Source organism: Chlamydia pecorum E58 (genome assembly GCF_000204135.1).
GTDB classification, from domain to species: domain Bacteria; phylum Chlamydiota; class Chlamydiia; order Chlamydiales; family Chlamydiaceae; genus Chlamydia; species Chlamydia pecorum.
The window spans coordinates 900,086-921,279 of sequence record NC_015408.1 but is presented as its reverse complement, the minus strand read 5'-3'; the positions used below and the strand labels follow the sequence as shown (position 1 = coordinate 921,279).

The window sequence follows — 21,194 nt, the reverse complement described above, 5'->3', positions numbered from 1 at the left end:
TCAAGAAGTCATCATCACTATCACCGATCCTCACGAGAAGAAGAAAAATCGAGTTCTAGAAGAAGTAGAGAAGTATCAAGAAGTTCTAGGGACTCTCATCATAGATCTTCTGGGTCAGAGAGAATAAGATTATACAGGCATGATGATGGACATCATAGTGAAGGGAGCAGAAGGAGAGATCGCTATGGGCATAGACATGATGAGAATGTTGAAAGCAGAGTATCTAGTTTAGCCATACCCAGATTGCAAAGAACTGAAGAAAGAATAAGGATTTTTTCTACAGCCCAACAAACATATAATGAGCCTATAAGCATGATTTGTAGTGCTATTGAAGGTGCTAGAAGTCGGGTTGTTTTAAAAATTTATCATATTACTTCAGAAAGAATCATAACATCCTTAGTTAAGCAATCTCATAAAGTTCCTGTTAGTATTTATTATCAAGATTCTTTTAATTTGGCAGCCCTTACTGCAGGCTCTAGTATTGTATTAGATAAGAGAGCAAGTGGATCAATTTTGCATAAAAAAACACTTCTTGTGGACAATAGCCTTGTGATTTCGGGTAGTGCAAATTATACCGACCCTTCTTTAATTCAAGATATTAACTTCACATTGAGAATGCGTGGATCTTCATTGTGCAATATTGTTTCTAGCAATACGCGTGGAGTCGTAGATGTAGGAGACCAAATAGTAAAATATTATCCTCTGAGTAGAGTCAGGCATCGTGCATATAAAGATCATCATTTGCCTATTACTTCTGAGATTAATGAAGCTAAAAGTAGCATCCTTGTTGCCATGTATGCTTTCAGTCAATTAGAGATTCTCATGTGCTTAGAACAAGCTATAACAAGAGGAGTTAAGGTAAAAGTCATTACTGATAAAAAAGAAGCTTCTCTTCTTCAAAACATTACTCAGGGTAAAAAAGTTCGTTCGTGTATTTATGTTTACGATCAAATAGATAACGCAGATTATAGAGGCCTCTTTCATGCAAAGGCTTGTTGCATAGATTCTCGAGTTCTTTTGTGTGGTTCTGCCAACTGGACTAGTTCAGGATTAAATAAAAATTTAGAAGATTTTTTTGTGGTTTCTCCCCTAACAGAACGTCAAATACAGTGTTTCTCTGAAGCATGGGCATTCTTTGAAGAAAGAAGCGAACCAGCTTTCCCTGATTCAGCACTTCCTTCTACTTCCTCCTCTTCATTACCTCCGACCTCAGCTTCTTCTTAAAGTTACCTCATAAGCTATGAAGAGTCTTATTGCAGTCAGAGTATAAACAAAGCATTTTTCTTAAAGTTTTATCTCATCGATTTTCTAAATACAGGGCAATTGTTCCGTAGAATAGCAGTGTTTTCCCTATGTCTTGAGTAGTGTTTGGTCCATAAAATGGATTTCTTAAATTGCAATTACAGATATAGGCTTTCTATCAAGAAATTTTAATCTTTGAAGACCATGAGTTTTTATAAATCAAGAGACTGGTCTTCTTTTAATTTGTATTGCAGAATTCTTAATTATATCTTTATATAAAGAAAATTTTGTTTTATTTTTTGAATAATAAAATTAGTTTTTATAAAATTTTATTCTAAGTTTTTATTAATTTGTTTTTTTTAACAAACTATCTTACTGGAAAGTTATGAGTACACGTAGTATTGGGGGGGGGGGGGGACCTTCTGGTTCAAGATATCATCCCTACATAAGAGATGATCATCATAGATCGTCTCGAGAAGAAGTATCGAGACGATCAAGAGATCATCATAGGCGTCATGGATCTAATCAAAGGTCTAGAATACATGGACATCATGGACATCGTAGTAGGGAAACAGAAAGAGGCCCCCATCAGCAGCATAGGCATCATGAAGATATTGAAAGTAGATTATCTAGTTTAGCCATACCAAGATTACGAAGTAGTGAAGAAAGAATAAGACTTTTTTCTGCACATCAACACACATATAACCAGCCTATAAGCATGATTTGTAGTGCTATTGAAGACGCTAGAAAACAGATTTTATTAAAAATTTACCATATTTCTTCAGAAAAAATAATATTGTCACTTGTTAAACAAGCAAGAAATGTTCCTACTCGTGTTCAGTATCAAGAATCTCCTAATATAGAAGCTCTTTCTGCAGGTTCTAGTATTGTATTAGAGAAGAGACATGCTAGTGCAATACTGCATAAAAAAACTCTTTGTGTTGACGAGAGCCTCGTGATTTCTGGTAGTGCAAATTATACTGAGTTATCCTTACAGAAAGATGTGAATTTAACATTAAGGATGCGAGGATCTATGTTATATGAGATGGTCTCTAGAGGTCGTCGTGGAACAGTCAATGTTGGAAATCAGCAAGTAATTTATCATCCTATTACTAGAGTCAGAGGTCGTGGAGATAACTATAGATTTATTACTTCTGAGATTAATGAAGCTAAAAGTAGCATCCTTATTTCTATATACGCTTTAAATCAAAAAGAGATTTTATCTTGTTTAGAACAAGCTTTGTTAAGAGGAGTTTATATAAAAATAATTGTTGATGCTAAAGAATCTTGTCTACTCCAAAAAATTACTCAGGACATGAAGATTCGTTCCTGTATTTATGAACGAACTTGTGAGGAGACTCTTCATACAAAAGCTTGTTGTATAGATTCCAAAGTTCTTATATGTGGCTCAGCGAACTGGACTGGGGCAGGATTAAATAAAAACTTAGAAGATTTATTTATAGTATATCCTTTAACTGAAACTCAGTTGCAATGTTTCTTAGATATATGGAAGTACCTGGAAAGTAATAGCAAACTAGTTTTCCCTGATTCAGAAGTCCCCTCGACTTCTGTTTGAGGTTTGAGTTGTGTATCTCTTTCATGGGAAGTTTTTTAGGTTTGATTTGGGAAAAATATGCCTGAGATTCGTTAAGTTTTTATAGGTAGCGTTATAACATTGGGATCGTTTTTAAGTTTTTCTGTTTCTTCTGGGGCGAGTTCCATAACGATATAGATCCTTTTTTTGTTATATTCCGTTTCATCGATTTTCCTGACTATGAGTGTCACATCTTGTTTAAGATTTAGTGAGGTATCTCCAGATTTCTCGTGGGGGGTAAGGAAGGGTTCTAATCCTATAAAGCTATAGAAAATATCGAACCCTTGCGATCGTTTCTTTTTAAAGATGTTATTTTGTGATGTCGTAAGATACAGGGTTACTCCTTTAGCTGGGAGCTTGACTCTAGAGGCTGCTCTAAGGCGATAGCGTACCCAAGTTGGGACTTCAGATTTGTAATAGGTTATGGCTCCTTTCAGGAGACTTGGAGAAATTTCCCATTTCGGAACAGGTTTATCTAAATGCATAGCTGCTTCTAAGAGGTAGCTATCGTACATTTGTGAGCGCAAGCTAAAATCATCAATATGAGCTTCCCTGGCTCGTGTTTTAAGATCCGCCATGAGTAAATCTGTACGTGAGAAGAACTGCTTTACCGTTAAAGGGTCATAGCGGAGAACCTGGTCGTTGTTAAAGAAAATCATACGAGATCTGGAGATCGCTTTATCTTGAACTCTATCCTCCCCTTTGTCTGTATGGTGTGTTGTAAAGCCAAATTCTATATGGCGCAATTCTGGGCCATAAAATTGCAGTGCTGTCCCAACATTTCTGGTGCTAATTTCTGGAGTGTGCATAGATGTGAGCACAAAGGGATAAAACGCCTCTCTATTTTTCTTATAGCCTTTAAATGTAATAACAAACGCTTTCGTTTGTGGGGTTTTCATTAGGATCCGTGTTGCATAAAGATCTCCGCTTACAGGATCTAGGTAATATGACCCTATCGGAGAGGTGGGGAGTGGAAGGCGGAATTCTTTTAAAGCCCCCTCTAAGAAAGATAAGGTTGTCGAGGGTAACTCAGTATCTTTAGGATCTATAGTATAAGTTAATACTGCCAAATCCATCTCTTGGAATTTTTCTGGGATCAGGAGTTTGTGTTTATCCTGGGACATAGGAAGAATATGTTCTTTGCTACTAAACTCCTGAACTAAAATTGCTAGGTTTAAAGTCTCATCCCCTAATCTTAACTCAAGAAACTCTCTATATTTAGGATTGATTAACTTGTGAGCATTTTCCGCAAGGAGCGGTAAGGCTTCTTTTAAGAAGGTTTTCTCGGAGATGTCATTCATGGAATCTACGAAGAAGTTCTTAAAGGTGATGAGGACAGAACCTATCCCTTTAGTATGTCTAACGTAAAAGAGCTTTAGGAGGAGATCTGTATTGCGGATAGAAACGAGATTCTGTACGTATAGCAGCTGTCTATATAGGGCATCTGTCTCTTCATCGATAACGTAGCGGATGAAGTTTTCCAAGTATAATGAAGTGTTCTCTACATTGAGCTCATCATAGGAAGACCAGACCCTTTGTGAATATCGTGAAAGTGGGGTTTCTTTAGCATAGAGTATTTTAGGATACAAGGTGCTATAGAATAGGATGTTTGTCCCTGTGTCTGTGTTCTTATCGTTGTCCGTAAAGAAGAGGTATTTAGTTTTATGTGCATCTGTAGTGATGTCAAACTCGTTTAGGTTTTTAGTGAAGTAGATCTTGGTTTTTAGATCTTCCTTATACGCACCTGTGATGTGGCCAGATTGCATTTGCCCGTGCATTTTGATGTTGATATCTTCAGAGTTTTCTATCGCGAAGAGGTGTTCATTCTTTCTTTTGTTCTCACTCAACATTAAAATGACGGTGTTATTAAGACTGCGTACATTTTCCACCCTCTCTGGAATTAAGGTTTTTTCATGATAGATTACGTTCCATGCATATGGATATTTAGATTTTGTCAGTTCAGAATCTACAAATCCTAATCTGATTTGGGTAGAATCATTGATTTTAATTTTACTTTTGCTTGGAAGAGGCCCTTTCCAGGTTAATCTCACTGCAAGGCGATGCTCTGAAGAGGAAATCTCAATATCGATCTGTTGTATCCCGGATCTTTTTGCCATGATCGTCTTGGGAATGATAGAGCTGACATCGAGAATTTGCGGATAGAGAATATCATCGTGCGCTAAGAATATCTCCGTTTGTTTAGTGATTTGTGCACTGTAGTAGATTGTAGAGAGTACATAAGTATCCCCCTGAGACCCTTGGATTACCACACGGATATCTTGTTCTTGGAAGATTTCCAAAGTAGTATAGGGAGCGGGATAATATGTAACCTTCTTACTTTCTTTGAAGTAGATTGCAGTTCCTTGCTCTAAGGTAAACTTCACTTCAGCAGCTATCTCCCAAGATCTTTTTGTTAGCCAACGAAGTGCGTACTCAGGAGAGATAATCCCTTCGGGATGTTTTTTCTGCCATTTTACTAGGTTGCAGGACTTCACTCCTAAGGTAATTTGAGGTTCTTTTTTCTTATCTTTCTCTATAACATAAACAGGAACTACAGTCAGGCCATCCCCTAGGCGTGCCTCGTAATGATCTACCCAACGCGAGAAGTTTGTACTTTTATCTTCATTAAACACATAGATTCCCGAGAGCTGTTCATCTAAGAGTTGGGTGTTGCTTGCAAGACTTAAGCTCCCTGAGACAGGCTTAAGATGGGAAGCATCCATTTCTGTAATGATGAGGTGGCTTGTAGAGTTCTTCGATAAAAAGATATTTAAAGGAGCGGTAAGCTTCGGCACGTGGTATTCTACATCTCCCCCTCCAGAGTAGATCGTTCCCCCTTTAGGACTGACATAGAACTTCGTGTCAATATTCCCTACAAATGTATCGTTCCCACTACTTGAGCCGATAATTGTATTAAAACCTGTCTGGAGGATCTTTAGCATGTTCTCCCGGGTTCCATTAGGACGGATAAAGGGAACATCTTGCTCTAAGAGAGTAAGGTTAAAATTCACACCAAAAGGAGGAGGAATGGCTCTGAAAGAGATGGTGTTATCTACATGGGGATCTCCAGTAAGGTTATAGTACCCCGCACCCCCTACTTGAACTGTAAGGCCTCCTTTTCCTCCTACAAGGGTAATTTTATAGTCTTTGTACGATGAAGCAAAGTCGAGGGTCTCCCTGGTATCCTTTTCAAGTAGACGCGTAGGAATCACTGTTAAAGGCTCATTTCCACCTATGACTGTACTTGCCCTATTCTTTGCTTTTAGGGGGTCTTGATAGTATCGAGAAGTTTGCTCCATAATGGCTTCTCTCCATACAACTTGATTGGATAGATAAACAACTTCAGTAACAGCTTCATAGGTAGCACCATAGCCTAAAATTACAGTCCTATAGACTCCCTCTGGGATTTCAGGAATGCTACTAGGCCAAAAGCTATTGGCATGTCCTTGAGCTAAGGCATAAGAGGGACTCATCCTATAGGCGTAGCCAATCTTATCTCTGATTTCCCAGTCTGTCCAGCCAGCCTTATTCCCTATCCTCCAATTGGAATTATAGGAGCGATCTCCCTTAAGAATGGGAGGATTTTGCCTAAGATCTAAGTAGAAGTTTCCTAAAACATAGTTTCCAGAAAAATCTAGAAGGTGGCGTTCAGGAGAAGCAAAGAGAATATGCGCACTGCCATCTGTTAGGAATTTCTTATATACCTTCCACTTCTCATGTCGATCTTCACGAAGGGCAACGTTACGAGCGATAGCGCTTGCTCCCATTCCGATCGCAGCTAAGGGACCTGCAGCTAGCATCAATGAGGGGGCAGCTACGGAAGCTAGGGTAATCCCTAGCGTGATGCTATTAAAGGCGACATCTACGGTTGCTCCCACGCGATCAGGACGGTTATCTGAATGTATAAGTGTTTGAATACTATCGACAAGGTCCCATGTTCCTACAAGTGTTTCTAAAACGGGAAGTTCCAACACTGTCGCAATTTTAGAGAAAGCATTCCCGATTTTTCCTCCAGTCTTTGTGGCAACTTTTCGAAATTGCTCTGCTAAGAGATTCTCTAACCGAAAGCCATCAATCCCCTCGCTAGTGATAAATTTTTTATAACATGCTTGAAGGACAGACCCCAAGGTCATTTCCGTGAGTTCTTTCATATCAAGGAAGAGGTTCGCAATGGCAAGAGGCTCGTCTCCTCGTCCTTCTTGTACTAAACGGATATATTGCACTAAAGAGACGATGCTCATTCCGAGCTCAAGATCCGTCACTCCTGAGGCTCCAACTCCATTTACAAGTTGTCCAAAATCCCTAAAGAGAGAAACAAAAGTACTTTTAGGGAAAGAAATTTTTTCTATGGAAGATCCTTTTTTAAATTCTAAAGAAACACTATCATCGTCATGAATTGTGACTTTAGGAGGAGTTTTTCCATCGAGTTGCTTCGTTTTTATTTTGTTATAAAGATCTGAAAAGAAGCCCTTTAAGGCGCTTTTTGTTTTTGATGTGGAACTTTGAATCAGTTTTAGTAAAGAAGCTGCTTCTCTAGGGGTTTCAACAATCAGCGAGGGACTAACGTGTTTGGTTCCATCTTCAATTCCCCGAGTTTCTAAAAGAGTTAAAATTAATGTCACCAAATCAGCACTTAATGCGTTTTTAGATATGAAGTCCTCTAAAACATCTCCATTGAGTTTCATTTGGTCTAAGTCTTTATTGGAGGTATTTTCGTCTATCCTCCTATGCTCAATTGAGCCGCCAATCTTATATAGGGTTGCCCAGGTAGTTCGGATTCTTTCGATAACGGTAGCGCCCCTTTGACGCATTTTTTCTAGGGTGGTCTCTTGATAGTGAGAGAGTAGACCCGCATCTGTGGAGGAGAACCATGCATTTTTTGCCTCCTGTGTAGCAGGAAAAAAGACTTTAAGTTGTTCAGAGATAGGTTTCTCATTGGAAATCCCGTAGCGCATCTTGATAAGATCAGAGGATTGCACCATCTCCTCAATGAAGTGAAGCGCCATTACAATGGAAGGAAAGTCTACATGGCCAAAGTTTGGGTCCGTAACTCTAAAGAAGGAATCCATGAAACTTAACGTCAGAGTGTGAGTTGGAGTAGTAATCAGTAGGCTTTTGGTATTTTGCGTTTCAAAGATGTGCGTTAAGGTTTGTATATTCCAGGACTTTTCTGTGAGGATTTTTTTCTCCAAAAGGAAGCGGTTTCCTTGATATTGTAGCCAGTTGATTAAAGAAAGTGAGCGATTGAGAAGATCTTGATCAGACTTTGTTAAGGGAAGATGTTCTCGTTCTTTAGTTTGAAATAACGCTGAGACTGTCTCGAGGTTTTCCTGAAGGAGTCTATAGCTAGCAGCACTTTCAGCTGACATATAGAGCATAGACAAACCCATACAGCGCCCTTCTATTTCATAGAGGAATGATTGTGGGTGGGCAGAAAGAACATCAGCGCCATAGTGTCTGGCAAGGTCACTCCATAATGTAGAAAGGCTATGATAAAACTCCGGCCAGGAAATGAGAGTATATTTTGCCTGTTCCACTACAGATTGTGTTGTAGGAACCTCATGAGGAACAGAAAAGATATCCTTGCTTAGCCCTACACCAGTATAATCATAGGAATGGAGAGCCACAGAATCCGTCATGGTAGTGAGAAGAGGACGACTGAAATCTCCTTCTCGTTCAATAATTCTTCCTATTCCAGGTAAAACCACAGTCATCAATTTTGCTGAGGCTTCTGCTAAGTTTACCTGATTAGAAAGAGTTTGGTGAATCTCTGTTAATGAAAGATACTTTTTCTCTTTAGAGGCTTGTAGAAGCTTTTCTATAGCAGTTTTGTCATGTAGGAAACATGAGGCTCCTTTAGACTCTAATATATACTTCACAAAATCTTCAGTTAGAGAGCCCAGTTGTATACGTCTATGGATAGAAAACAAAGCTGAGAGATAGCGGTTCATGGAATAGGAAGCCCCGTTAAAGAATCCTGGGCTCACACTTGTCATGGTGTTTTCAGTTTCTCGCCCCCCTTCCATTCCAAAGCGCATTCCCCATCCAGAAACTTGCGTATCTATAGGAGGTGTAAGTAAATTCTTTGCTGTCTTTCCTTCTAATTTTTTTCTTAAATCTTCAGGGAGATCGTTAAAGAACTTTTGAGATTCTTTACTATCGTAATCTTCTGCGAGCCAGGAGTAGATTGTTGGAAGAACATCATGCATAGTTTCATAATCGTCTCCTAGAGTGGCTTTTAGAATGTCTACGAGGGTATTTGAGGGCGCAGGAAACACACTGCCTTCAGAAAAAATCCCAGAAATTCCATATTCTGCAAGAAGGTAACGAGAAATTTCCGTAAGGTCGGAAAAAGCATAGCCTTCAGTAGCAAGATTCAAGAATAATTCCGCATTCTTGAGGTAATTATCCATGTTTAAAAGAAAGATCCTTTCTGGCTCTGGGAGTTTCTTTATAAATTCTTGGATTTTCTTAATCGGTTCTTCGATCCTCTTTTTAAACCCTTGCTCATAAAGATCATCGAAAAGCTTTCGTTTCTGCTGGTCGGGATGCTGGTCTTTTCCCATGGTCGCTTTCATGTAATCTATGACCTTTTTCTTAAGATCTTGAGATGACAGTGACGCCCAGCCAGCTAAGGTTTCTTCTAACCTTAAGTAATATGCTCCAGAGGAGAGTTTATTTTCGATTTGTGTGACGCGCGAGCTCAATACGTCACTTTCATAGATCAAAGAAGAAATGGCTAATAATTTCTCTTGCTCTTGGGAGCCTAGAATGTCCAAGGTATCTTTAGATTGTAGTTCCGACCATTCTGAAAGGAGATTTTGTTCCGCTTCTGATATTGGAGTTTCTTCTGGATCGGAAAAACTTTCTTTTAGGAGACGATCACGTTCCACGATAGAAAGGATGTCTCTTAAGAACATTACCCTGTCGTTTATTGTGCTATGCCAAAGAACAATTTGGGTTTGAGTATGGCTTTGAAGATAGAGCTTTATAGACTTTTCTAGGTCTAGGTTGAGGTTATTGTGGAAGTTAAGAAACAAATTGACTTGGTTAGAGACAGGAAATGACATCGCACGAATAAGGTCTGCCATCTGCACTTGCAAAGAAAATATAGAGTTCTTTGCAGCAAAATCATCTCCTAGCTGATTGTAAAATGTATAAAGCTCTCTATCGAGCTCGGAAAATTTTAGGATATCAAAGTTTGAATCCTCAATTAACGCATTAAATTTATCCAAGAGATCTTTGGGTAAACGCTTTTTAGACTCTTCCTTCCAAAGCTTAGTGAAATCTTCTTTGTTTACTTGAGTACGAGTAATGCCTTTAGGCCTTTCCGGAGATAATTTTGAATCGTCTGAAAATAACAGTTCTGCAACGCAGCGTTGCTTCACTCCACACCAAGTACTCTCGTCCGCAGGAGTAACATCATTCGCTCCAATAGAAATAGGATTCAGCCAGTCATAGGTCTCCTTCCCCTCTACGATAATTTTATTATAAGCCCCTAAAAACGCTTTTTTCGCTAACCTCTTTCCATCAAGATAGTCTTCTCCAATTGGTCCTAGATTACGAAAATATGCTTTCATCTCTTTCATAATTAAATCAGGCCCTGAAATCCCTAAGGTACTTAAGGCTCCAGCAATGATGGTATCTTGCCTAAAGTTAGAAAAGAGACTGCCCCCAAGATAATTCTCAACAAGGTGGCCTCCAATAAGCGCTTTATGGTCGAGGTCTTTAAGATCTTCGATTTTTTTAAAATATTCCCCACTTAATACACTCTCACGCAATCCCTTGAGCTCATCATAGGCTCTGCGCTGTCCTTCAATAACAGCATCTACAGTAGCACTACCTTGATGTGCCATCATCAAGCCATTTAATCCCCGGACGTTCCAGCCAGTGTTCCACTTGTGATACCTTTGCAAAATTGGCATAAGGTCTCGAACAGAATCTGGAGCCATCCTTTGGAAAAGAGAGAATTTAGTATCCGAATCTCCTGGAACTTTAGCTTTTGCCCCCTCTCCTTCTGAACCTTGAGCTTTAGCCTTTTCTCCATCTTTACCGTCTTCCCCATTTTTGGATTTTTCACTTTCCTCTTTACTCTTGTCCTTTTCCTTGCCATCTTTGTCTTTCTTTTTATCTTCTTCACTTTCTGAGTCTTTTGAAGATTTTGCCTTATCTGCTTTTGTCACAGCGGGAAGTTTTTCTTCGATCTGCTTTAAAAGCTCGGTGACTTTCTTTCTATCGTCTCTTAAGAGCTTTGAGATATCGATATCTTGACTAATTTGTTCTATAGTAATACCTCTCTCTCCATTTGCTAGCTTTAATACGCCATCAGAAATCGCTCTTCTAATAGGGAGAGATTCAAAAAAACGGTTGCCTCCAATATCCATGATCATCTGTGTGACTTCTTTAGAGTACTGAGGCATCATATCTAAGTCTGTATAGATTCCTCCGTATTCCTTAAGCATGTACATTCTGGTTTGGTCTGATGCTGCAGGATAGTTCCAACGCAGAAGCATCTCCATCTCATAGTTATAGGTATTGACCTTGTCTTTCATGGAGTGCAGCTCCCGAATGTCTTTGATAAAGACTTTTTCCGAACCGAGATCTTTATTAACTTTATCGACGATACCTTGGATTTTCTTTTTATTCGCTTCGATAAGATCTTTGTATTGCTTGATATCTTCTTCTGGGAGCTTTAATACGTTTTGAAGGTATTCTATACGTGTTTCATCGTTTGTCGTTCCGAGACCTTTCAGGATACAATAGTTGAAAAACCCATCCTGAGAAGTCACCATGTTTTTAAGAAACATGGCATCAAAATTTGAGCGAATTTCCTTACTAATCTTTTGATACTGTTCGAAGAGCTTATGTAAAGCTTCATAATAGCTTTGTTTCAACTCACGGTTGTTGGCAATTTCATAGTTCGCTTTAAGCTCATCATATTGTTTAACAAAATCTTTAACTTCTTGGGAGGTTGCACTGCGTAACTCTGCAACAGCAGAATCAAAAGCGATTTTCTTTAGCATGGAGGAAAATTTCGCTGCAGCGTAGGCATGACCATCTACCCAAAAGTAAAAATCAAAGTCATTATAAGCTTGAAGAAATGTTTTAATGTATACATCGGTCCCATCTGGAGGCGCTCCAGCAATCCAAATTCCATGGAAGTGTTTGTTAATCTTTACACGATGGGAATCAAACTCTGTTTTAATCGTAGTCATGACCTGCTTGTACTCTGCAGTCTCTTCCAATTTCGCTCTTACACGAATGTTATTAAGAAAAGTGGACTGCTTAACAAGAAGATCTTGCCCTACTCTAGAATTCCTCTCTCCCAGAGCTTCACTTAAACTTAAATAGCGACGAATTGCTTTTTTTAAGTTGTTTAGCGAGACTTGGGATAACTTTATCTGCTCTGGAGTAAGTTTTAGTTTTTCTGCTATTGTTTCTGGGGTAAGGTCATACGGAGTGCTGGTGGCAACATCATCCGATTCTTCAGGCTCTAAAGCTCGCTTACGTCGAGAGCTTTTCTTAGGTTCTTTTACTCTAGAAACTTCTTCTGAAGAAACCTCAGAGGGAAATCTTTTTAGGGCTCTAGGAATAGGAGCCCTCTCTACAAAAGGCTTCTTTTTTTCAGGGACAGAAGACGCAGAGGAAACTCTTGGTTGGTGTTGAGAAGGGGTTTTTTCTTGTGTAGTGGGTTTCTTTTTTATTAAGGGTTTAATTTTTGGAAGAGGATTCTTTTGCGTAGGCCCGATAGGAATAGGATCTTTTGTAGTAAGATTCTTCTCTGGAGCCATCGGATTTTCTTGGGTCGCTCCCTCCTGAGGGTCTTGAGGTTCCGAAGGTGGAGGAATTACCGTGGTGTTCGGAAGGATCTTTGCAGGAACAATTGTGTTAGGGAAAATCTGCGCAACAAGTTGTGCAAGGTTATAAAGAAAAGAGGTCTTCCAATTCCCAGAATGATGAGAGGGAGAGGCTGAAAATGACAGATTTCTATTTTCCTTCATATTATAAAATTGATCTTGGAGTTGCTTCCCAATCTTAACAACATCTTCTGTAGAGTGGTTTTTATGGAGATCTATATCGTAAATAAAGAGAGAACTTGCGTTTGCAGAAGAAGAGTTCGTGCTAGGAACTGCAATATCAGAACGGTTTTTCGTTGAGGAAACAGGCGCAATTTCCGGCAGAGTCATGTGATATTTTCCTTTACAAACCTTACAGAAAAAAATAAACCTCGAAACTTATGCCAAAATAAAAAAAAAAAAAACAACTTTTTTTGAAATTTTCCTGGAGAGGAGCTCATGAAACAGTTTTGTAGCGATATTTTTAAGGCATAAGTTTCCCTGTGGATGGCTCTAGGGAGAGATTTCTTCTTTTTTTAGATTGGAAAGTCAACTACTAAGAAAAGTTCTCTCTTAATCTAACAATATGAAAAGTTAGCAGAAAGAAGGTCGATACACTCTGTATATTCCAAGTTTTGTTCGGGAAATCTGAAAGAACTCCCTAGAATTATTAGGATTTGTAAAGGGATAAGGAATGTTTATCTAAGAATAGACAATTATAGATCTATATTTCTCATATTTTATAAGAAAAAATTTTCTATTCGAGAATAGTTTGAGGTTTTTTATTTTAAAATTATTTTAAATTGAGTTAAAGATCTTCGTGTTTATATATTCTTTGTTGTTTTGTGAAATAGATTGTTTTTTTTGCTTAAAAGGTTATGAGTACACGTAGTATTGGGGGGGGGGGGGGAAGTTCAAGATACCACCCATATTCAAGTGATCAACATCGCAGGTCGTCTCTAGAAGGACGAAGAGCATCTGATAATAGAAGAGCGTCAACATCAAGAAGTTCTAGAGATCATCATACTAGAGATCATCATAGATACATAAGAGAACACAGGGAGTATAGGCATGGTGGTGGACATCGGAGTGAAGAAAGCAGAAGAAGAGACAGAGAGCGCTATGAACGTAGGGATCATGATGAACATCGTAGAGGCCTTGAAGGAAGAGTACATCATGCAGCTATCCCGCGCATACCAAAAAATCAAGAGGATAGAATACAACTCTTTTCTACTTATCAAACCACCCATAGTGATCCTATGGGAATGATTTGTAGCGCTATTGAAGAAGCAAGAAAAAAGATTTTATTAAAAATTTATCATATTAATTCAGAGAAAATAATTGAAACTCTTGTTAGGAAATCCATGCAGATTCCTATTTGTGTTCACTATCAAGAGTCTCCTGAATTAGAGAGCCAGGCTAAAGGTTCTAAGATCGCGTTAGATAAGAGATGTGGTGATGCGTTATTACATAAAAAAACACTTCTCGTTGATAGTAACTTGGTTATTTCAGGAAGCGCAAATTATACTGATTTATCTTTATATCGAGATGTAAACGTAACTCTAAGAATTTTTAGCTCTTCATTATATAAGATAGTTTCTTCAGGTCATCATGGAACAGCAAATATTAATAACCAGCAGAGAGTAGATTATTACCCCATCTGCAGAACGAGGAGACGTTTAGAGAATGTTAGTATAATTACTGAGCAGATAGATAGAGCTAGAAACAGTATTCTTCTTTCTATTCACACCTTAACCCAATCAGAAATTTTATTTAGTTTAGAAGGAGCTTTAATTAGAGGCGTTTCTATAAAAATTATTGTCGATACTAAAGAAAAACAACTAATGAGAGAAACCTTAAAGCATAGGAAACTTTCTTCTTATATTTTTGAACGAACATGTGAGGGTACACTTCATACAAAAGCTTGTTGTATAGATTCTAGGGTTCTTATATCCGGTTCTGCGAATTGGACTGGTGGAGGATTAAATAAAAACTTAGAAGATATATTTATTTTTCGTCCTTTGACTGAAACACAGTTACGATGTTTCATGGAACTATGGAAATTTCTTGAAGAGCATAGCCGACCTCTCTTCCCAGATTCTGATCAACCATCAACTTCTTCTACTTAATTTGCATTAAAGATCAAAAGATTTTTTATTTGAAAGCCTAAAAACCTCTCTGTTTTAGAGAGAGAGTTTCATTGTAAAGACATTTACATTTTCAAATATAAAGAAATTAAATTTAATTTTAGGTTAATTTTGAGAATTAAAAATGTTTATTATCAATAAAATATGATGTTTTTATAAAAGAATAATAATAAAATTGTTTTTTTTAGTTTTTATTTGAAGAATTTATGAGTATCCCTCCTGTTTATCCCTGCCCGTATTGTGGCTACAATTTTATGTTGTGCGCGCATGGGCCGAATGCATTGGCGGTTGGGATTTCCAGATTATCTTTAGAGACTATAGAGTGCAGTAAAAAAACCTCGAATTTAAACCCTTCTGCCAAGGAGTTTATACCCAGGTTCACTATGTCCCATCCCTACGTCCCCCCCCCCCCCCAGTCAGAAGGGGTATCGGCTGGAAGAGGAGATGCAAGTTGTCCCGTAGAGGGTGCGGGTTATTCTTCTTTAGGAGCGCGTCCTAAAGTAAGAAAACAGAGACCTGAAGAGAGTGTGGTTCCTCAATCTCTTGTTCATAAAGCATTAAATATTCCAGGGTCTCCTCATTGTCTTGAGGAAGGTGTACAATTTTTCTCTAAAGACTGTGGGGATAACATAGAGGAGATTATTTTAAGCGCTATTAGATCTGCCTCCAGTGAGATAAACGTAAAAATTTACCATCTATCTTCAGAAAGTATTATGCGAGCCTTAAGAGAAAGAGCAGATGAAGGTCTTAATGTCAGTGTACACTATCAGCTTTTAAGAGATAATGCGGAAGTATTTTCTGATGCTTCTCATATGAAGTTACAGCTGAATACAAAATCTCATAGATCCTTCCAGCATAAAAAAGAGATCATCATAGATGATAGTGTAGCTATCATAGGGACGATGAACTTCTCGAATGTATCAATTCATAGTGACGCTAACTGTTTAATAAAAATCCATAGTCCTAAATTGTGCTATTTTATGAAACGCAATTTTTCTGGAAAATGTTACGTTCGAAGACAAGAGATTATCTATTACTCCTTGTATCGAAATGGTCCTGATGTTTCTAAAGAGATCGTACACGCAATAGATAGGGCTAAGAAAGAGATCCTTGTGGCAGTGTTTATTATTTCTCATACTTCTATTTTGGAGGCTTTAGATAGAGCCCATAGGCGAGGAGTAAAAGTTACGATAATAGTAGACTGTGTTCAACGACTTACGACATTTTTAGAATTACAAAAATTAAATTCTCAAATAGAGCTTTTAGAATGTTTGGAGTGTGGATGTCTTCACTGTAAAATGTGTGTAATAGATGAGAATTTGATAGTAGGATCTGCAAACTGGACAAAACGTGGATTTACGGGGAATACTGAGAATATTCTGATGATCAAAGGAATGACGCCATCTCAAAAAGAAAGTGTGAATAGATTTTGGGAGTATCTACTCTCTCATAGCCATAAGGTTACTATGGAGAATGTATATATAAAGCGTAATCGCGTGCATCTGCAAGATGATCTAGAAGAAGATTAGTTCTTTTTTAGTTTCTCCCTGACCAGTGATAGGAGATCGAAATAGTTTAGATCTTCAGGTATACATGCTTATAAGCATCTCTTCTTCTTTGTGGACTTAGACGAGCATGTGATAGAAGATCTAAAAAATTAAAATTTTCTTTTTCTGAAAGAAAAAAGACAATTTTCTGGCAGAGTAGTTGCTATTGTTCTTATTTTATAAGAATAAAAGTACTATGAATCCCTTGCTATCAAAACCTGCATTAGCTGTAGGTTACATGCCTTCTCAGACTCAGACTCCATTAGAAACAAGGTTTCCCAAACCCTCTTGTGATGGAGAGTATCATCTTTTTAATGCTGCTCCTCCAAGTAATCCTAATCCACTTCCACTTCCTGGGTACTTGCCTATAGAGGAGGTTTTGTTGAGAGTTGTTGGGAATCGCTTGTGGACCCCTCACCCTCAATCTACTCCTTATCATCCCCCCTTGCCGGGATTCCCATCTGATGCAGTATTGAGTATAGTTTTCTCCTCACTTTCTTCTTCAGCTAAAAATACATGATAAGGTAAGAAATCCCTTTATGCTGCTTAAAAAATAGGCTTTTCATTTTATTCCCTAAAAATGAAGAAAGGCACTCTTTAAATTTTTGTCTTTCTTATTTTGATTTATTTCTTAATTTTCTGTAAAACCATTGGTTTTATCTTGTCTTAAGAACACAAACGATCTTTGTGTTAAAGTCCAATTGTGGTTATCTATGAAAAAACTATCCGTCTTTGATTCTTTTAACGAGAGCCTTTCTTTAAGTCATGAGGAGTTTTTGGCGATTCCTTTTGAAGCTGAAGATGCCTTAGAAGCTTTTATTAAGGGATTATCAGCACATGATTTTCCCCAAGAAGTTCCGACATCTGGATTATGTTCTTCGCAAGAAAATGAGAATGCGAATACGTTTGTTCTTCTATGTTCACGTATGGATGCGTATGGAGCTTACTATACTATCAAAAATGTGGCTTTGCAGAGGCCTGTTGCTATATGTGTAGTTGCTAATTCTTTGTTAAAACAGCCGTTTGATGCTGATATAGTGTCAGAGATCCAAGAAGGATTCATGAGGAGTTATTTGCAAGGGCAAATCTATCGCTTATCTGAAGAGGATAGAGAGCCGTGTTTGCAATCTGAGCCCATGGAGTTAATCAAGAATGTCTCGTTTTTAGGACAGGCTGTAGATATTGTGAAATTAGATCCTGCAAATATCGTAAATAGCTTGAGCCCTTGTGGAGTGGTTGATTATTCCTTTACAGAAGCGACAGCTATTGCTAGCCCAGATGGAAGATTTGGGATCCCTCCAGGGACAAAGATCTTTCCTAAACATACTGCAGACGTAGCGATAAATACTTCAATTTTTGATGAGAAGACTTCCTTTTCGAGCAATTTTTCTGCGACGGTAACAGTACACCTCCCCCCACCTATGATGGGTATGATGGGAATGGCTCCAGGGTCAAACTCTAAAGAGATTCGAGTAGAGCGTAAGCATCTCTTCCCTAGCTACTCTGCCAATCTTCCAGATATTGTCAAGAAAGCAAAGAGGTTTGCGAAGATCTTGATTAACAAGATGACTTATACAAATATTTGGAGGAATCAGGCAAAGAGTCAGATTTTAACTGAGGGAGATGTACGGTTAGACCTTCAGGGATTTGATGCAGATAAGTTTAATTATCAGATTCAGGTAGGGGCACATACGATCGCTGCAGTTTTGATAGATCGTGCGATTTCTGAGATAAAAATTCCTTCAGAGCAAACGTATGCGCTTCGTAGGATAAAGTCTGGGTTTCAACAGAGCCTTGATGATTCCCATATCTACCATGTAGGTTTTAAGCATGCATATGCTTTAGGAATGTGCATGGAAGAGGATATGGATGAGGACCCTATGAGTACGGTTATTGGCGAGGCTGCGTCTAATGCTTCGGCATTTTCTGGAAGTATGACGTTTGACTTTGTCAGGAAAAATACCTGTGCCTGTAAAAACACTGTAACACATTCTACAGCAACGCATACTCTCTATACTTTGAAACAGGATATCGGTTATGATCCTAAGAACCTAAAGTTAGATAGTGAGTTTTGCTTTTGGATAGAAAAGAAGCTTGATATCCATAAGCCTGCTTCTTTACAGAGCTTTATTAAGGAAGTCGGGACACATTACACCACCTCAGTAACGTATGGAGGAGTGGGTTTTCAGTTCTTAAAGATCTCTGTTGAAGATATTGAAAAACTTCAAGAAAAAAATATTTCTATAGAGGTAGCTGCTGCTGAGGTCTTATTGAAAAGTAAAACCTCAACAAGTACAGAGCAAGGATACACTTTCTACTCTGAGTCCTTATCTGCACAAACTGTATTTTTAGGAGGCACAGTTCTCCCTGAAATTAGCAAAGATCAGCTAGACTTTAAACCGTGGTCTGAAAGCATTCCTCAAGAGCCTGTACCTTTAGAGATTAGCGTCTCTCCAATCACGGAGTTAATTACCCCTGAGTATTTCCCTTCTATGAATCCTCAGGTGCTTGCAAAAACAAAAAGCGCCTTAGGGAAAGCAATTTTAGAGTATCTTAAAGAAAACACCCCGAACATTGACAAACCTAAGGATAAAATCTTTACGACAGGTTATCATTGGTCGGCATCACAATTTATTCTTTGTTCTGAGAAGGCTCCTCTAGTTGTGAGTGACCCTTATAAGAGTACGTGGTCTACTCTTCCCTATTTATTCCCTACTGTAAAGGAAGCTTCTGGAGCGCAACCTCTAGTCTTTTATTTCTTCCTTGGGAATCTTCGAACCCATCAAAATGTCTTACATAATAGTGCCTATTCTCTGTGTTGTCTTTCTTCACGCTTTGGCAACTATGGTAAAGAGTTTATCCAGTACGATGCTTTAAGTTTTTATGGGAGTTGGGAAGAGGGGTACTTAGATATGCCGGAGTATACAGATCGTTCTGCTTGGGTTATTGAAAAACTAGACCTTACTAAGGATCTTTTTATCCGTGATGGAGATGCTGTGCGCTTTAAGCATGTCTCGAGTGGCAGATACTTATCTGCAATTGCTATGAAAGATTGCCATCAAACAATAACAAGAACAACTGTTGCTGGCGATGCAGTGTTTATTATTAAAAGACCTAGTGTGTGCTTATAAGAAGAAAATATTTTAGCACTCCCCTCCCCAGAAAACAGTGGTCTTTTACCGTTTCCTGGGGAGGTTTTTTTTTGCAAGTGCATCCCTCTGCGAGTCCTGGAGCATAAAGTTGTTTGCAAAGTGTTGTGCTCGTCTCTTTCCAATAAATAAAAAATTAAGTTGTGAGAATTTTGTGGCAATTCGATAAATATGTTGCCTTCAAGATATGTATTTCACAATAAACAAAGGCATAGAGATGTAACTTATGCTCTTTTCTTATCAATCTAGAGAAAGTCTTTAGAGAAAGTGGAAACACACTCTGTTTAAGAAGAAGATATTGGCTTATCTTAAGGAAAATTTAGAGGAAACTATGAGCTCAGAGATAAACTCTTTAAGTCTGGTTAAAAACTGAAGCTTGATGTCCTCAGAGGCAAAAGCTGAAGTTATAGCGTGTATCATAAGGGTAATGAGCTCGTGAAGTTGTAGAGGAGATGCTTGTGCAGCTTGTATTGATAAAGGGTTTATATTTACAGGCTGTATGCCTGCAAGCAACAGCATTGCAGTACATAGGGAGACTCCTCCCATATGGGGATTATCAGAGCTTAGAGCAACGTTTAGCCCATAGTCACGAAAGAGATGGAAAATAGGATGCGCATCGAGGTTATGGATGAAAGTCTTTCCAACTTTTTGCTTGTTGTGATAGTGGTAAATCCTTGCTCCTAAGATAAGGTTAATTACCGGAGACATTACCAAGGTAATTTGAGATTCTTTAATGGCTTGGATAGTGCTGAGGTTTTCTATTGCTTGAAATCCATGCGCAATGCGTTGCACGGGAAGCTCATGGAGAGTGTCGTGAAGATACTGAAAGCCAATCCCCTCCCCTGCATGAGCCTCACAGCCAAAGCCATGTTCGTAAGCGAGGTAGTACCCCTGAGAAAGAAGAGATGGAGAGGCTCCGGGACAAGACTCTAGCCCTGCAGATTGTAAACCTACAAAAAGACCAGGGAAAGACTCTTGGGTTTCTTTAAGCCATAGAGCAGCTTCTATAGCACGTTCCTGAGAGGTTGTCGAAAGTCCAGAAACTTGGGTTTTATTGAAGCAATTAAGGAAATGTAAAATGATACCGTATTGTGAAAAGAGCTGTTGGAAGTGTGCTAGGAGTTGATAGAAGCTTTCACGGGCCTTGTGAGGAGGGAGATGAGGATAGATAGTATGGGCAAGACGGATATTTTGTTGGACTTCAGTATAGAAGATATTGTCTTCAAGACAGTGGTGTAGATATGCTTGCAAGATCAGAGAAATGTCTTCTTTAGTTTGAATCCCTCCAGGTGGGAATCTATGCCCTTGGACTGTAGCCATGATACGATCGAAACTACTAAAGTCTTGGGGGACTATGTGGTAGCGCAAAAGTCTTAGGTCTGGATGGCTGTCGTAGCGGAGTTCTTCGAAGTTGACAAAGATTTCGGAGTATTTTTTGTGGGGGTTATGTGGGGAGAGGAGGCGAGAGTCTTCCCAACAAGAATGTTTCCAGGATAGGAAGCCATGGCGCTCTCCAAGATGCCAGGCGGTTTGTGGGGAGATTGTCCCAGGAAGATGTACATGGATATCTGCTTTAGGAAGATTTCGGATAAGAGTTTCTGTACAAGGAAGCCCTTGAATTTGAAAAAGAGCTTCCTTAATTTCAAGAAGCAACTTAGAAAGCCTTACAGTATACACAG

The 21,194-nt window shown here is 38.7% G+C and carries 9 protein-coding genes; 7 read left to right on the top strand and 2 right to left on the bottom strand.

Annotation, left to right across the window (positions count from 1 at the left end; all coding sequences use genetic code 11):
• The first annotated feature begins 312 nt into the window (after positions 1–312).
• Both G5S_RS04135 and G5S_RS04130 read left to right on the top strand, forming a co-directional pair.
• Positions 313–1,224 (top strand): phospholipase D-like domain-containing protein, encoded by a 912-nt coding sequence (locus tag G5S_RS04135; protein WP_013712947.1) that lies wholly within the window; start codon positions 313–315, stop codon positions 1,222–1,224.
• Positions 1,225–1,627: 403 nt separating this feature from the next.
• Complete coding sequence (locus G5S_RS04130) at positions 1,628–2,818, top strand: phospholipase D-like domain-containing protein (RefSeq protein WP_013712945.1); 1,191 nt, start codon at positions 1,628–1,630, stop codon at positions 2,816–2,818.
• A 71-nt stretch (positions 2,819–2,889) separates the two neighbouring features.
• On the opposite strand, the gene G5S_RS04125 is transcribed toward G5S_RS04130, so the two are convergent.
• Positions 2,890–13,023, bottom strand: a complete 10,134-nt coding sequence (locus G5S_RS04125; RefSeq protein WP_013712944.1) for a LifA/Efa1-related large cytotoxin — start codon at positions 13,021–13,023, stop codon at positions 2,890–2,892.
• A gap of 720 nt (positions 13,024–13,743) precedes the next feature.
• On the opposite strand from G5S_RS04125, the gene G5S_RS05055 reads away from it, so the two are divergent.
• From G5S_RS05055 to G5S_RS04100, 5 genes are all read left to right on the top strand, one after another.
• The gene (locus G5S_RS05055) at positions 13,744–13,941 is read left to right on the top strand and encodes a hypothetical protein (protein WP_035416166.1); all 198 of its coding nucleotides are present in this window, start codon (positions 13,744–13,746) and stop codon (positions 13,939–13,941) included.
• Positions 13,932–14,801, top strand: coding sequence for a phospholipase D-like domain-containing protein (locus G5S_RS04115; protein ID WP_329735263.1), 870 nt, complete (start codon positions 13,932–13,934; stop codon positions 14,799–14,801). Before G5S_RS05055 ends, G5S_RS04115 begins: the two co-directional genes overlap by 10 nt.
• 401 nt (positions 14,802–15,202) lie before the next feature.
• Positions 15,203–16,348, top strand: a complete 1,146-nt coding sequence (locus G5S_RS04110; RefSeq protein ID WP_013712940.1) for a phospholipase D-like domain-containing protein — start codon at positions 15,203–15,205, stop codon at positions 16,346–16,348.
• Positions 16,349–16,562: 214 nt separating this feature from the next.
• Positions 16,563–16,886, top strand: a complete 324-nt coding sequence (locus tag G5S_RS04105) for a hypothetical protein (RefSeq protein ID WP_041467040.1) — start codon at positions 16,563–16,565, stop codon at positions 16,884–16,886.
• Between the two features lie 193 nt (positions 16,887–17,079).
• On the top strand, positions 17,080–19,497 hold the full coding sequence (locus tag G5S_RS04100) for an MAC/perforin domain-containing protein (protein ID WP_024010916.1): 2,418 nt from the start codon (positions 17,080–17,082) through the stop codon (positions 19,495–19,497).
• A 321-nt stretch (positions 19,498–19,818) separates the two neighbouring features.
• Here the strand turns inward: G5S_RS04100 and G5S_RS04095 are convergent, their stop codons facing one another.
• Entirely contained in the window at positions 19,819–21,192 is a 1,374-nt protein-coding gene (locus G5S_RS04095) for an amidohydrolase family protein (protein WP_013712938.1), read from the bottom strand.
• Positions 21,193–21,194: the final 2 nt, after the last annotated feature.

Coding starts and splice junctions, on each gene's coding strand:
- G5S_RS04135 (WP_013712947.1), top strand. CDS start 313: ATGATTTGTAGTGCTATTGAAGGTGCTAGAAGTCGGGTTGTTTTAAAA.
- G5S_RS04130 (WP_013712945.1), top strand. CDS start 1,628: ATGAGTACACGTAGTATTGGGGGGGGGGGGGGACCTTCTGGTTCAAGA.
- G5S_RS04125 (WP_013712944.1), bottom strand. CDS start 13,023: ATGACTCTGCCGGAAATTGCGCCTGTTTCCTCAACGAAAAACCGTTCT.
- G5S_RS05055 (WP_035416166.1), top strand. CDS start 13,744: ATGGTGGTGGACATCGGAGTGAAGAAAGCAGAAGAAGAGACAGAGAGC.
- G5S_RS04115 (WP_329735263.1), top strand. CDS start 13,932: ATGGGAATGATTTGTAGCGCTATTGAAGAAGCAAGAAAAAAGATTTTA.
- G5S_RS04110 (WP_013712940.1), top strand. CDS start 15,203: ATGTCCCATCCCTACGTCCCCCCCCCCCCCCAGTCAGAAGGGGTATCG.
- G5S_RS04105 (WP_041467040.1), top strand. CDS start 16,563: ATGAATCCCTTGCTATCAAAACCTGCATTAGCTGTAGGTTACATGCCT.
- G5S_RS04100 (WP_024010916.1), top strand. CDS start 17,080: ATGAAAAAACTATCCGTCTTTGATTCTTTTAACGAGAGCCTTTCTTTA.